The following is a 14754-nucleotide window of genomic DNA, read 5'->3' on the forward strand; positions in this document are numbered from 1 at the left end:
CCTGCGCTCCTTTCACTCTCTGTATTGCGCGAGCCGCGCGCATACCGCACCGATCATCAACTGGCTCGACCGTGCGCCGGGATCGATATGCCCGCGCGCGCGCTCGCCGAGAAACGACGCGCGCCCCTTGGTCGCGAGCATGTCGCGCGTCGCGAGCATGCCTTCTTCAGCCGTCCGCGGCAGCGCATCGAGCACGGCTTCGCGCGGCGCACTGCGCTCGGCCAGTTCCATGAAGCGCGACGCGACAGGGATGAGCACGTCCATCATCGTCTTGCTGCCGGTGCCGGCCTTGCCTCGCTGGGCAACGGCATCGACGCCCGCGGCGAAGATCCGCGCCGCGTCCGCCACACTCAAGGTGTCCGCGTTCTGCGCCGCCTTCGCCATGCCATGCAGCAACGAAAAGAACAGCGGCCCCGACGAACCGCCCACCGTCGACAGCAATTTGGAGGCGGCCTGGTCCAGCGCGGGCGCAAACGCCTCGGCCTCGATAGCGGCGCGCATCGCAAACAGCGCATCCATGCCCCGCAACAGGTTGAAGATATGATCGCCGTCGCCAATCTGCTGATCGAGCGCGGCGATCTCGTCCGTATGTTCCTTGAGCGTCGCGTGCGCGGCTTCAATGCACGCCATGACCGTTTTCCCGTTCATGCCGGAATCCTCCTGCCGTCGGAGCGGAAATAGAGAAGACTGCGCAGAGGTAGCGACACGCCGACTGTCTGCCCCGGCGTGAAATTGCGCTCGGTCATGGTTGTCGCGACGATGGCGGTGCCGTCGCGCTCCATGATCAACAGATGCCGCAGCGGAGAATATTCGAGCACGCGAAGATTGAGCCCGTCGCGCGTATCGTGCGCGTGCAGCACGATGTCTTCAGGACGGATCGCGACCGTCGAGGTGCCTGCGGGCATCGTGGCAGGATCGAACAACACGGGCGGCAGCAAGTTGATGGGCGGTGAGCCGAGACGTTGCGCGGCGCCTAGCGAAGCCGGATTGCCATATACGTCGCGCGGCGCGCCCACCTGCACGATGCGCCCGTGTTCGAGAATGCCGATGCGGTCCGCGAGCGTGGTCGCTTCGACCTGATCGTGCGTCACGTAGATGATCGTGGCGCCGATCGTGCGATGCAGCCGCTTCAGTTCTATCCGCAGTTCCTCGCGCAACTTCGCGTCGAGCGAAGACAGCGGCTCGTCCATCAGAAACACCTTGGGCTGACGCACGAGCGCGCGTCCGATGGCCACGCGCTGCATCTCGCCGCCCGACAGACGCGTCGCCAGATTGCCGAGCTTCGACTCGATATGCAACATCTGCGCGACCGACTGCACGCGCGCGGTGACTTCCGCCTCGCTCACGCGCCGCCGCGGGGAGCGCAGCGGAAACGCCAGGTTGCCGAACACCGTCAGATGCGGATACAGCGAATACTGCTGAAAGATGAAGGCGACGTCGCGATCCGCCGGATGCATGTCCGTCGCGGCGGCGCCGTCGATGAATATCTCGCCATCGTCGGGCCGCTCGAGACCTGCGATGAGCCGCAACGTAGTAGTCTTGCCCGCGCCGCTCGGACCGAGCAACACGACGAACTCGCCCTCCTTCACGTCGAGCGACACATCATCTACCGCGACGATATCGCCGAATCGCTTCGTCACGCCATGCAAGCGAATTTCAGACATAAGCGCCTCCGTTGCCGCTTCCGTTGACGGCCATCTGCCGCGCGGCGCCGGGCAGCAGCTTGCCGCTCGATGCGTCGTAGAGGAGCGTGCGCTCCTTGGCGAACGACATCCCGACCTGGGACCCCGCCACCAGTCCTTCGTCCTTGCCGACCCGCACGCGCATCACGCCGAGTGCCGTTTCGACGACGAGAATCTGATGCGAGCCGAGATATTCATCCGCGATCACGCGTCCACGCAACGCACCGCGCTCGTCGATCACGACATGCTCTGGCCGCACGCCGAGCAGCGCTTTCGCCGCGGACGTAGCCGTGCGCGGCACGGACACGGCGACGCCGGAGAGCGAGACCGATTCCGCGCCCGCTTCGACGCCGCCATCCACGGCCAGGAAATTCATCGGCGGGCTGCCGATGAAGCTGCCGACGAACACGGTCGCTGGAAAGTGATAGACGTCATGCGGCGACGCCGATTGCAGCACCTCGCCGCCGCTCATCACGACGATGTCGTCGGCCATCGCCATCGCTTCGCGTTGATCGTGCGTCACGTAGACCGTCGTCGCGTTGAGCGCGTTATGCAGCTTGCGCAACTCGAGGCACATCAGTTCGCGGAAATCCGCATCGAGCGTGCCGAGCGGCTCGTCCATCAGAAAAGCCTTCGGGTGCCGGACGATCGCGCGGCCCAGGGCGACGCGTTGCCGATCGCCGCCCGACAGCCCGCCCGTCTTTCGGTCGAGCAGACTTTCGATGCGAAGCATATGCGCGGCCGCATCGACGCGCGCGGCAATCTCGCGGCGCGCAATACCCTCGTTCTTCAGCGGAAAAGCGATGTTGTTACGTACCGTCATATGCGGATACAGCGCGAACATCTGGAACACGAATGCAATATCGCGCTGACGCGCACGCAGCCCCGTGACATCTTCGCCGTCGATCAGAATCTGGCCCGAAGTCGGCAGTTCGAGCCCGGCGATCATGCGCAACGTCGTCGTCTTGCCGCAACCGGAGGGTCCGAGCAGCACCACGAAGCGGCCGTTGCTCACGGTGAGATTCGTATCGTGTACGGCAGTGAAGTCACCGAAGCGCTTATGAAGGTTGGATAGAACGATCGTCGACATGGCTCACTCCGGGAAGTGACTCGTCACGACGAATGCGAGCGCACCCGCCAGAATCACAGGGAACGACCAGGTATAGAGATCGACCGTGAACGGCTGGACGAGCATCGCAATGCCGAGGCCGATCAGCACGGTCGATGCGCCCTCGCCGTAGCGCCTGCGGAACAGACGGCGGCGCGGCATGACGGGCTGGGCTTTCATTTGCGTACCGCTCCGAAGGTGATCCCGCGCAACAGATGCTTGCGCAGCACAACGGTGAAGATCAGGATGGGCAGCACGAACAGCGTCGTCGCGGCCGCGACCGCTGGCCAGTCCTGCCCGCCCTCGCCGATGATGAACGGAATGAACGGCGGCATCGTCTGCGCGTCGCCGCTCGTCAGCAGCAATGCGAACGCGTACTCGTTCCACGCAAAGATCAGACAGAAGATCGCCGTCGCAGCAATGCCGGTGATCGCCTGCGGCAGCACGACCTTCACGAAGGCCTGCAACCGCGTGTATCCGTCGACAAGCGCCGCTTCCTCATATTCGCGAGGGATTTCGTCGATGAATCCTTTGAGCAGCCACACCGCCAGCGACACGTTCACGGCCGTATAGAGCACGATCATGCCGAGGTAGCTGTCGGCGAGGCCGAGCGTGCGATACATGAGATAGATGGGAATCGCCACCGCGATGGGCGGCATCATTCGCGTGGACAGTATGAAGAACAGCAGATCGTCGGCGAGCGGCACCTTGAAGCGCGAAAACGCATAGGCGGCCAACGTGCCGAGAAACACCGCAAGAAAGGTCGAGCCGAACCCGATCACGAGCGAATTGACGAAGCGCGGCAGGACCTTCGACGGCCCTGCAATCACCATGTTGCGCTTTCGGACATCGCGGTCGTACCAGGTCTCTGCGGGCGGCAAACTCGCGATGAACTCCGGCGTCTGCCGCGAGCGGATCGTGAAAAGATTCACGTAACCTTCCATCGACGGATGAAACACGACGACGGGCGGATACGCGATCGCATCCTCCTGTGTCTTGAAGCTCGTCAGGATGATCCAGACGATCGGCAGCGTCGCGATGAGCGCATACGCGATCACGACGACTGCGGCAAACGTCTTGCTGCGCGGCGATGCAGCCACCACCGACTGTTGAAGGGCAAGGTCTGTCATCGCTGTTTCACCCGGTTGAGCGCCTTCACATAGATGTTCGCCGCACCGAACACGACAACGAACAGAATGATCGCGAGCGCGGACGAATAACCCGTCCTCCACTTCTCGAAGGCTGCGCGCTTGAGCGTGATCGACACGGTTTCCGTCACGGAGCCCGGCCCGCCCGATGTCAGCAGATTCACCATGTCGAACATCTTGAAGTTCTCGATCCCGCGAAAAAGGATCGCGAGCATCAGGAACGGCAGCGTCATCGGCAGTGTGATCGACCAGAACTGACGCCATGGCGAAGCGCGATCGACTTCGGCCGCTTCATAGATGTAGTCCGGAATCGAACGCAATCCCGCCAGGCAGATCAGCATCACGTAGGGCGTCCACATCCATGCATCGACCATGACGATCGTCCACGGTGCGAGCGGCACATCGCCGATCATCTGGAACGAGTTCGGCGGAATGCCCGTGAAAAAGCCGACGATGTCGTTGAAAAGGCCCGTTTGCGGTTGCAGCAAAAAGGTCCAGAAGTTGCCGACGACAGCGGGCGAAAGCATCATCGGCAGCAGAATCAGCGTGGTCCAGAAACTATGGCCGCGAAACTGCCGGTTGATCAGCAGTGCGAGCCCGAAGCCGAGCAGCACTTCGAGTCCGACCGACCAGAAAACGAAGCGCGCCGTCACCTGCATCGCGTACCAGATGTCTTCGTCTGTGAGTATGTCCGTGTAATTGTCGATGCCGACATTGCGCGCGGGGACGCTCGGCATATTCGACTTGAAGTTCGTGAATGAGAGCCGCAATGCCCAGATCAACGGAAAGATGTTGATGGCGAGCAGCAGCACGATAGTCGGAAGAATGAACAGCCACGCGATGGTTCGGTCAGACAGTCCGCGCAAGCGCGCGGCCGCGCGCGTCTGGGCTTTGGTCTGCAACCCTTCCGGTGGAAAAGGCTTGTTTGCCAACATGCCTGACTCCTTGTTGTCGCGGACCGGCGAGATCGATCGGCTCGCCGGCCCGCGCGTTCATGTGCGGTAACGCTAGTTCTTCCCTTCCGCCTTGAATACTTTGTTCCAGTCCTTGACGAGCAGATCGAGCGCTTCTTTCGCCGTGCCCTTATCCGCAACCACATAGTCGTGCACGCGCTTTTGCATGTCGAGCAACAACTCGGCATAAGTAGGCTCGGCCCAGAAGTCTTTCACTATCGACATCGACTTCAGGAATGCAGGCGCAAATGGCGCGCTCTTCGGAAAGTCCGGCGCGTCCACCACCGACTTCGCCGCGGAGTAGCCGCCGAGTTGCCACCACTTCTTCTGCACATCGGCTTGTGCGAACCACTTGATGTATTCGAGCGCGTCGGCCTTGTGATCCGAGTACGACACGACGGATATGCCTTGACCGCCAAGCTGCGTGAACTGTTTCGTTTCCTTCGGATTGACGAAGAAGCCGATCTTGTCGCCGCCGACATTCGGATCCTTGTACAGGCCGGGGAAGAAGGCGAACCAGTTCATCTGCATCGCGACCTGCCCCGACTTGAACGCATCGAGCCCTTCCTGCATGTAGGCGTTCGTCATGCCGGGCGCCGTGCAGCACTTGTAAAGCGCCTTATAGAATTCGAGTCCCTTTATCGCGCCTGGCGAATTCACGAAGCCCTCCAGGTGATACGGCTTCTTCGGGTCCTGGTATTCGAAGCCGAAGTTATAGAGCATGTTGGTCACGCCCATTGTGATCCCTTCCGAGCCGCGCTCCGTGAAGATATACACGCCATACACGGTTTTGCCGTCGATCTTTCGTCCCTGAAAGAACTCGGCTGTCTGCTTGAGTTCGTCCATCGTCGTGGGCGGCTCGAGTTCGCGCTTGTACTTCTGCTTGAACTCCGCGCGCAGTTCGGGCCTCGCAAACCAGTCTTTGCGGTAGGTCCAGCCCACGGCGTCCGCCATCGCGGGCAGCGCCCAGTAATTCGGCGTGTTCTTCGGCCACTCTGCGTAGCCGACGACGGTCGCCGGCACGAAGTCGTCCATCGAGATTTTGTTCTTGTCGAAGAAATCATTGAGCTTGACGTAGTGTCCATTGACCGCGGCACCGCCAATCCACTGACTATCTCCGATGATGAGATCGCACAGCTTTCCATGCGAATTCAGTTCGTTGAGGAAGCGGTCCGCATAACTCGTCCACGGCACGAACTCGAACTTCATTGCAATGCCGGTTTTCGCCGTGAAGTCTTTCGATAATTCGACGAGCGCATTGGCGGGGTCCCATGCGGCCCAACATAGCGTCAACTGCTTGCCCTGCGCATGCGCCGCCGATCCGAAGCTCAGTCCCAGCGACGCGACGAGCGCCGCTAATACCCTTGATGACGTAAGACGTAACATGTGTCTTCTCCTTGTCTCTGTCGGGTCTCAAACTGATGACAGACAGCGCCCATGCGCCGGACGCTGCATATGAGCTCTGGCGGACCGAAGCGAACTGTCCGCGTGTCGCGAGCTTCAGGCATGCGCATTCTCACGAAGATAGATACGGGTTTCGGGCGTCGGGATGGAAGGCACGCCGCGCACGTCGTTCAGGAAGTTGAGAGCGGCGAGACCGGCCCAATGGACAATGCCGCGCACGTCCTGATCGAGGATCACGTCGATCGCCCGCTCCGACAGCAGCGCCCGCGTATCGGCCGTGCACTCGTGGCCGATCAGTACGACGCGCGCCTTGTCGCCCGATTCCTGCAGCGTCGACGCGATGCCGGAAATGCCGCCGCACGTCACATACACGCCGACCAGATCCGGATGTCCCGCCGTCAGTCCTTGCACGGCGAGTCCGGCGCTGTCGTCGTCTTCGGCGAAATCGGGCTCCGTGAGCCAGCGCAGGTTGCGAAAGTCCTCTTCGAGCACCTGGGAAAAACCCGTCCGACGCTCGAGCTGATCGTGCAGACGCGACGACGCCGACAGCACGGCGACCGTGCCGATGCGCGAACCGACGAAGCGGCCCATCAGCAGACCCGCCGTTCGTCCGGCCATGCGGTTATCGACACCCACGTACGTGGCGCGCGCACTCGACGGCAAATCTGAAAAGACCGTAACGACGGGCACGTTGGCATCCATCATGTCCTGAATCATCCGCTCGACCCATGGGTAATCGAGCGGCACGAGCACGAGCGCGTCGTAGTCGATCAATTGCTGTGCGAGTGAGATCGCGTCGCGCTGGCTGGACAGGTCGCAACGGTAAAACGACGAGACAAGACGATGCTCGCGAAAGAAGCTGGCGGACAGCGCGATATCGCGTTCGACTTGATCGAGAAAGCGGGAATTGATTTGCGGTAAGACGAAGGCGACCCGGAACGATGTGGTTTTCGCAGGCCTGCCGCGGCTTGCGCGTTCGTCGCGCAGCGTGGCCAGCGCGAGATGTACACGTTCGGCCGTTTCGGGGCGCACCCCCTGGTCTTCGCGCAGCACACGATCGACCGTTGCCACGCTCACCCCGGCGCGGCGCGCAATCATCATACGTGTAGCTGGCATGGGTCTCCTCCGGTGCCAGGCGAAGAATCGTTTTATGAACTCAAGATAGTTTTCTGCGCGGAGAATGCAAGCTTTTTTCACGCGTTAAATGCATCATTTGCCAGCATGCACCGTTGGATTTTTTCTCTATGTGCTTAATGTCGGCGCTTGTCTCGGCGTTGGATTCGCATCTGTGTGCCGATCAGAACGGATCTGTCATTAGTCATCCTTATAACGTCAAGAAAAGGGTGAACCGATGGCTGCCCCCCTCCGCTACAAAGGCCGCCGAGCGACACAACTCCGATTGACTTCCATTATCGAACTGGACCCGATGAGGGCGAGGGTCCGGTCGATTTCCTCTTTGATCATCGCGATGACATCGGACACACCGGCCTCGCCTTTCGCGGAGAGCCCGTACAAAGTGGCGCGCCCAAGCATCACGGCCGTCGCGCCCAATGCGACCGCCTTCACCACATCGGCCCCTCTTCGGATACCACTGTCCAGAATGAGATCGGTGGTCGGCGTCGCATCGGAGATGCCCGGCAATGCGTCGATCGGCGCAGGAAGATCCGCGAGCTGTCGTCCGCCATGATTCGAGACTATGACACCGTCGGCGCCGATTTCCACGCATCGCGCGGCATCTTCAGCCGTCACGACCCCCTTGACGAGCAGCTTTCCGGGCCAGTCGTCGCGCAAGCGACGGAGGTCGTCCCAGCTAAAGCTCGCGTCCATTTCCCGCCGCAGCACCGCAGCCTGGGAGGCGGTATCAGAGGCGTCATCGGTCGCGAAGTTCTTCAACTGCGGCATACCATTCGTCAGGTAGGACCACAGCCAACGGGGATGCGAAATGCCATCGAGAGCGCCTCGTGGAGTGACTTTGAATGGCATAGCAAACCCGTTTCGCAGATCGCGCTGCCGGAATCCATTTACCGCGACGTCCGTGGTCAGGATCAACGTCGAATAACGAGCCTCTCGCGCTCTCGTGACCAAGCTCTTCGCCACATTCCGGTGTACTACGTATAACTGGAACCACAAGTCTCCGTCCGCTCCCCTTGATACCTCCTCGATCGACATGTTCGACGCGGTAGAGAGTGCGAACGGGATCCCAGCCTTGCTCGCAGCGCGTGCAAGCGCAAGATCTCCGTCGGGCCAGAACGCACTATTCAGACCTGTCGGCGCGATCACGAGCGGCGACGAAATTTGTCTCCCCAGAAGGTCGGTAGACTGCACACGCTCGCTCACATCGACAAGACGCCGGGGACGCAATTCCCACTTGTCAAAGGCGGCACGATTGTGCGTCAGGCCGGACTCGTCGTCGGCCCCGCCTTCGAGATAGTCGAATACCATCCTCGGCAACCGACGCCGAGCCGCGGAACGATAGTCACCGACGGAGAAGATATGGGGAAACGCTCTTGCCATGATTGTGTCTTGCTTGACCGAACTGGAAACGTGGGGAAGAAAGCAATTTCTTGGCGTGTGTCACGGGCCGTCGAGCGACGACAGAGGAAGACCAACCGCAGTTGCGACTGGCAGACGGAGCGAGAAAGCGCCGCTCATGCCAGTCGCCGACCTCGCGCTACTCAGTGACGACTTGCGTGACCAGCCGCTTCTGACGAAGCGCCGGGATATGGTTTCTGACCTGCGACAGCGAGATCAGTACCAACAGCATGGCGACCCCGAGCATCGCGAGATAGAGGGACGCTCCGCCCACGGTGATGACGACGGCGCCGGCGAATGCGCTGAGGATCGCACCGAGTCGTCCAAACGCGAGCGCCGAAGCGAGGCCGGTTGCTCTCACGCGAGTCGGATAGACATACGCACACAAGGCGTACATCGTCGACTGAACTGCATTGACGAAGAGACCGTGGACGCCCAGACCGATAACCAAGAGGCTCGTGTGACTCGCCACATCAACGCCTCGCAGAAAAAAGGCGCTCGCACATCCTCCGGCGCAGCACACCAGGAGCGGCCAACGCGAACCAAAGCGCGTGATGGCCAAGGCGCAGATGAGTGCCCCGAAGACGCCGCCGAGGTTATATGCGGTCAGGCCCGAACCGGCAAGTGCCACGGGAAGCCCTTCGGATGCGAGCATGGTCGGCAGCCAGCTAAAGGCGGCGTAGACCGCGAGCAGGCACATGAAAAACGCACTCCAGATAGCAATCGTGTTACGTCGCTGAGCCGGCTCGAAGAGCGACCCGAAGCCGTCGCGTTGTTCGAGCCTTTGCTCGGCGGCGTCGACGAAAGTCGTCTGCGCACTAATCGGCCGCGACATTCTCGCAAGGAGCGCACGCAACTCGGTCCAGCGCTGTTCCTTGCGAGCGAGAAAGCGGGGAGACTCCGGGAACACGAAAAACAGCAGAATGCCAAGGGCCAAGGGGATCGTGCCACCGATGAAGAACAAGCCACGCCAACCGAAGGTCGGCAAGACGGCACCGGCGAAGAACCCGGCAAGCATGCCCCCGAGCGGCACGCAAACGATGGTAGACGTGACGGCGAGCGTGCGGCGACGTGCCGGGGTGAACTCTGCGGTCATCGTCGTGGCACTGGGAAGCGCTCCGCCGATGCCCAGGCCCGCGATAAAGCGAAGCGCGGCGATCATCGGTATGTCTTGCGCAAGCCCGATGGCGCAGGTTGCCGCGCCGAACACCACGACGCTACCGATGAGCGCCCAGCGCCGGCCAAACCTGTCGGCGAACAAGCCAGCGCACGCGCTCCCGACGCCCATGCCAACCAGACCCGCCGCCACGGCCGGCGCGAACGCATTGCGCGTTATGCCCCATTCTTTGATGATGGTGGGAATGGCGTAACCGATGAGCTGGCCATCGAAGCCGTCCATGATGATCGACAGTGCGGCCAGGCAAACGACGAACTTCTGAATGAGCGTAAAGGGGCCGTCGTCGAGAAGACTGCCGATGTCAGCAGTGTTCGAAGCGCTGAAGGTCTGCGGATTCATTGCTCGACCTCCGCGCACACATTCGATGGTCTGTCGATTGCAACAAGGTCCGCGACGTCGCGCGGGAGCATGGCAAAACATATCTTCATGGCGATGTCTCCTGGGTACGCTGCGCCGGGTTGATCGGCGCGTCTTTTGATGCATGATCGCGGACGTTTGTTGTTCTCGGTTGACGTGCCCGCGGCTACCTACTTCGCAACGGCTGATGCGTTTCGCGCGTCGATAAGCCTGACGAGCTTTGCCAATGTCTCCGTGTGCGGAACGGACACGTTGATGCTGCGGGCCACTTCAACGACTGCGCCGTTGATGCCTTCGATCTCTGTCTTTCGCCGGGCCAGAACGTCTTGCAGCATCGACGGCTTGTGCCCCTTGTGCTGTTCGATCGCATGAACGATGTTTGTCGAGCACACGCTCAGATCCGCGGAAACGCCGCTGGCGTTCGCCACTGCGATGACCTCGGCGGCCACGGTCAGTGCCAGGCTCTTGCTGTCCTCCAGCAGTCCAAGCTGGTCCACCGTCGTTCCAGTGACCGCACAGATGCTGTTAAGCGCAGCGTTGAACGCCACCTTTTCCCAGATAGCTGCCCAGACGTTGTCGTCGATCTGACAATTCAATCCGGCGGAATTCAGAGCCTCGGCGACGGCATTGACTTGGGAAGTGCGTTCACCGTCGGCGCTCATCATGCGAATTTTCCCTTCGCCGTGACTGCTCACCGAGCCAGGACCGACAAGGTCCGCCGGCCACGTAGTAACGCCAACAAGCACGTTGGAGAGCGGCACGAAGTCTCGAATCGCTTCGACGTTCCCGAGTCCGTTTTGCAGCGTGAGCACGGCGGTTGTCTCGCCGAGCAGATGCTCGATGCCGGACAAGGCCGCACGCGTGTGCATCGACTTCGTGAAGAGCAACAGCAAGTCAGGCGGTTTATCCGTAGCTTCGGGTCGTATCGCGTTGATGTTCGTGATTGCGCGAGTATCGTCATCCATCTCCAAGCGGAGGCCCTTCGCACCGATAGCGTCCAGATGCGGTTGATTGATGTCGATCAGCGTGACTGAGTGACCGGCTTCCGCCAGGCGGCCGCCGAACAACGACCCCATCGCTCCTGCACCGAGTACGGCGATTTCCATAGTTGACATGTCGACCGCGGCTGCGGTCTTACCTGAGTTGTCGAACGAGTTGACGAGGGTGACAGGGACGTAACTCAGAACGGATAGTGTCGCGGCGACGTTTGCACAGTGACCCAGCGCAAGTCGGTAAAAGCGGCAATGCCTGCCTGTCCGCCGAAGTGGCCAAAGCCACTACCTTTGACGCCTCCAAAGGGCATCTGCGCTTCGTCGTGGACGGTTGGCCCGTTGACGTGGCAAATCCCGGATTGGATGCGGCTCGCCACCCGCATCGCGCGCGCGACATCGCGACTGAACACGGCCGCAGCGAGACCGTATTCGTTATCGTTAGCGCATCGGATCGCTTCTTCTTCGCCGTCGACGCGCACGATTGCCTTGACAGGGCCAAACGTCTCTTCGTTGTAGATCCGCATGTTCGGTCCAACGTTATCGACGAGCGTTGCAGGCATAAGCGTGTTCTCTGCTTTTCCCCCGCAGACCATCGTCGCGCCTTTGTGCAAGGCGTCATCGATCAAGGCGTTGCATCGTTGTACCGTCGCCATATCGACAACGGAGCCCAACACAACCGGCCCCTTTCGAGGGTCGCCGAGCGGCAGCGTCTTAGCCTTTTCACCGAGCTGAAGAACAAACTCGTCGGCGATCGCGCGATCGACGATGATGCGCTCGGTGGACATGCAGATTTGTCCTGAATTCGCGAAGGCGCCGAAAGCGGCAGCATCGACCGCTGCCGCTATGTCGGCGTCGTCGAGCACGATCAGCGGGGCCTTTCCGCCCAGTTCGAGAACAGACGGTTTGAGATGCCGTGCGCAGCTTTCCGCGATGATTTTCCCGACCTTTGTCGAGCCCGTGAAATTGACACGTCGGATAGCCGGATGCGAAATCAGCGCTTCGACAACCGGACCTGCATCGGCAGGCGCGTTCGTGACGAAGTTGACGACGCCTGCGGGCAATCCAGCATCCATGAAGGCTTCCGCGATGAGTGCGTGCGTCGCCGGGCAGATTTCCGAGCCCTTCAGCACCACCGTGTTACCGCAAGCGAGTGGAAGCGCAACCGCACGGACGCCAAGGATGACAGGCGCATTCCACGGCGCAATCCCGAGGCATACGCCTGCGGGTTGCCGAACCGCCATCGCCACGCTGCCGGGGACGTCGGACGGAATGACTTCGCCTGAAATTTGCGTGGTCAGTGACGCTGCCTCCCGCAGGCCGTCAGCGGCCAATCGCACATTGAAGTCGGCCCAGATGCGCGAAGCGCCCGTTTCGGCCGCCATCGCGGAAGCAAACGCCTCCGCCTTCGCTTCGAGCGCTTGCGCCGCGCTAAGGAGATAGGAACGACGCTGGGTCGGGCCCTGCTGAGACCAATGAGCAAACGCGACGGCAGCTGAATCCACTGCATCACGAACGTCGTCCAGCGTACACGCAGGGGCCACGCTTGCGACGTCCTGATCCAAGGGGTTAGAACGTTGGAATGTCGCGCCATTGCTCGCGCCGACATGCGCTCCGTTGATAAGCATCGAAATCGTCTTCATAGTCTCCGCCTTATGTTTCTCTTTTCCTGTAGGCCCTTCAGGCAATCACGACCTCGACAAGACGCGGCTCGCCCGCCTCGAGGGCTTCCTTCAACTTGTCCGCGAGCTCCGCGGCGTTCGCGACACGGAGACCTTTACAACCCATGCCCTGGGCAAGCGACACGAAATCCAAGCCGGGAAGATCAGTGCCCTGAACAGCGTCGTCGGAAGCGAATCCAAACACCGGCGCAAACTCTTGAAGCGCGGCATAGCGCTGGTTGTTCAGAATGACGAACGTGATCGGCAGACGCATCTGCACCGCGCTATAGATCGCCTGGATCGAGTACATGCTCGAGCCATCTCCGATCAATCCAATCACTTTGCGATCGGGAAGAGCGAGCGCAACGCCGACCGCTGCAGGCATGCCGTAGCCCAAGCCGCCGCTAGCCATCGTGAAAAACGTATTGCTCTTTGTGAACGGCAGATACCGTTGCATGGCCGGGCGAGAACTCGGTGCCTCTTCAACGACAACGTCGTTCGGGTCGCGAACCTCCGCGAGGGTTTGCAGCGCGAAGGCGACCGACATCACGGGCGACGGCTCGGCACGAGGTGCTCTTGGCCGAGGCTCAGGCAAAGGACGCGTGTCTGGCGCCGCACGCGCAAGCAAGTCAAGCAAGCCGAGGCGGACGTTGCCGACCACCGCAGCCCCTCCGGGCGTCCACGCCGCGACGTTGGGGTCGTCGATGAGTTGATAAAGCGCCGCGCCCGCCGGCACGTGCGGACCTGTACCTTCGACGTGATACGAAAAGGCAGGCGCGCCAAGGACGCAAACGACGTCATGCCCATCGAGCAGCGAGACGATGTTTTCACGCATCGCGGGAAGAAATCCCGCGAAAAGTCGATGGTCCTCGGGGAACGAACAACGCGCGCTCATCGGCGCGACAAAGACGCGTGCGTTATGTCTCTCGGCCAGTTGAACGACTTCCTTCCATGCGCCCGCCCGGTCGACTCCCGCACCTACCACGAGAGCCGGCGTTCTCGATGCGTCCAACGCTGCGCCGAGTTTCGCCAATGCCTCCGGGTCGGGACGAACCGAGTTGCTGACAGTCGCGCGCTCATGAAACTCCGCAGGCTGGTCCCAGTCATCCACGGGAATTGAAACGAAGACAGGCCCACGCGGCTCCTGCATTGCGATGTGATACGCGCGCTCCAGCGCGCGCGGCACGTCTTGCGCACGCGCGGGTTCGATCGCCCACTTCACGTATGGCTTGGGCAACTCGACTGCCTGTGCGGCGGAAAGGAACGGGTCGAACGGCAAGATCGAACGGGCTTGTTGACCCGCCGTGATAACGAGCGGCGTCTGATTCTTGAATGCCGTGAAGATATTGCCCATCGCGTTGCCGACGCCGGCCGCAGAATGAAGGTTCACTAGCGCAGCGTTTCCAGTTGCTTGCGCATAGCCATCGGCCATCCCGACGACTGCCGCTTCTTGTAAGCCCAGGACGTATCGGAAGTCGGCAGGGAAATCCCGAAACATTGGAAGCTCCGTCGATCCAGGGTTAGCAAAGATCGACGTCATCCCCAGTTCGCGCACGAGCTTAATGACGACATCCCTAACGGTGGCGTGTGTCGACGGACTGCTTCCTTCGCCTTGTTTGTCGCTGCCTGTCATTGCGATTCCTCTTTGGTTCAAGAGCGTTTCTGCTCTTCGGTGAAACGAGTATGGGTTTCCGAGACATGCTTGAATATTGCTTTTTTTCGCGAAACCCTTTACCTTCAGGT

The 14754-nt window shown here is 61.0% G+C and carries 13 protein-coding genes; all 13 read right to left on the reverse strand.

Going from position 1 to position 14754, the window contains the following annotated elements; genetic code table 11:
- Positions 1–12: 12 nt before the first annotated feature.
- Positions 13–648: a dihydroxyacetone kinase subunit DhaL gene (dhaL, locus tag QCE58_RS21940; RefSeq protein ID WP_008348928.1), complete on the reverse strand. Its 636-nt coding sequence runs from the start codon at positions 646–648 to the stop codon at positions 13–15.
- Positions 645–1664 (reverse strand): ABC transporter ATP-binding protein, encoded by a 1020-nt coding sequence (locus QCE58_RS21945; RefSeq protein WP_250441112.1) that lies wholly within the window; start codon positions 1662–1664, stop codon positions 645–647. Before QCE58_RS21945 ends, dhaL begins: the two co-directional genes overlap by 4 nt.
- Positions 1657–2772, reverse strand: a complete 1116-nt coding sequence (locus QCE58_RS21950) for an ABC transporter ATP-binding protein (RefSeq protein WP_250522050.1) — start codon at positions 2770–2772, stop codon at positions 1657–1659. Before QCE58_RS21950 ends, QCE58_RS21945 begins: the two co-directional genes overlap by 8 nt.
- Positions 2773–2775: 3 nt before the next feature.
- The gene (locus QCE58_RS21955) at positions 2776–2970 is read right to left on the reverse strand and encodes a hypothetical protein (RefSeq protein ID WP_008348936.1); all 195 of its coding nucleotides are present in this window, start codon (positions 2968–2970) and stop codon (positions 2776–2778) included.
- Entirely contained in the window at positions 2967–3920 is a 954-nt protein-coding gene (locus tag QCE58_RS21960; protein WP_175982596.1) for a carbohydrate ABC transporter permease, read from the reverse strand. The genes QCE58_RS21955 and QCE58_RS21960 overlap by 4 nt, the downstream gene beginning before the upstream one ends.
- Entirely contained in the window at positions 3917–4873 is a 957-nt protein-coding gene (locus QCE58_RS21965; RefSeq protein WP_008348939.1) for a carbohydrate ABC transporter permease, read from the reverse strand. Before QCE58_RS21965 ends, QCE58_RS21960 begins: the two co-directional genes overlap by 4 nt.
- A 72-nt stretch (positions 4874–4945) precedes the next feature.
- Positions 4946–6277: an ABC transporter substrate-binding protein gene (locus QCE58_RS21970; RefSeq protein ID WP_175982597.1), complete on the reverse strand. Its 1332-nt coding sequence runs from the start codon at positions 6275–6277 to the stop codon at positions 4946–4948.
- A 114-nt stretch (positions 6278–6391) separates the two neighbouring features.
- Positions 6392–7411, reverse strand: a complete 1020-nt coding sequence (locus QCE58_RS21975; RefSeq protein WP_175982598.1) for a LacI family DNA-binding transcriptional regulator — start codon at positions 7409–7411, stop codon at positions 6392–6394.
- 252 nt (positions 7412–7663) lie between these two features.
- On the reverse strand, positions 7664–8809 hold the full coding sequence (locus tag QCE58_RS21980; RefSeq protein ID WP_250436853.1) for an alpha-hydroxy-acid oxidizing protein: 1146 nt from the start codon (positions 8807–8809) through the stop codon (positions 7664–7666).
- Positions 8810–8966: 157 nt separating this feature from the next.
- Positions 8967–10343, reverse strand: coding sequence for an MFS transporter (locus QCE58_RS21985; protein WP_008348949.1), 1377 nt, complete (start codon positions 10341–10343; stop codon positions 8967–8969).
- Positions 10344–10531: 188 nt separating this feature from the next.
- Positions 10532–11467: a ketopantoate reductase family protein gene (locus tag QCE58_RS21990; protein WP_284502584.1), complete on the reverse strand. Its 936-nt coding sequence runs from the start codon at positions 11465–11467 to the stop codon at positions 10532–10534.
- Between the two features lie 74 nt (positions 11468–11541).
- A complete protein-coding gene (locus QCE58_RS21995; RefSeq protein ID WP_008348953.1) occupies positions 11542–12993 on the reverse strand; it encodes an aldehyde dehydrogenase in 1452 nt (483 codons plus the stop codon).
- A gap of 37 nt (positions 12994–13030) precedes the next feature.
- Positions 13031–14644, reverse strand: coding sequence for a benzoylformate decarboxylase (gene mdlC / locus QCE58_RS22000; RefSeq protein WP_250522051.1), 1614 nt, complete (start codon positions 14642–14644; stop codon positions 13031–13033).
- Positions 14645–14754: the final 110 nt, after the last annotated feature.

The organism is Caballeronia sp. LZ028 (assembly GCF_031451415.1).
GTDB lineage: Bacteria > Pseudomonadota > Gammaproteobacteria > Burkholderiales > Burkholderiaceae > Caballeronia > Caballeronia zhejiangensis.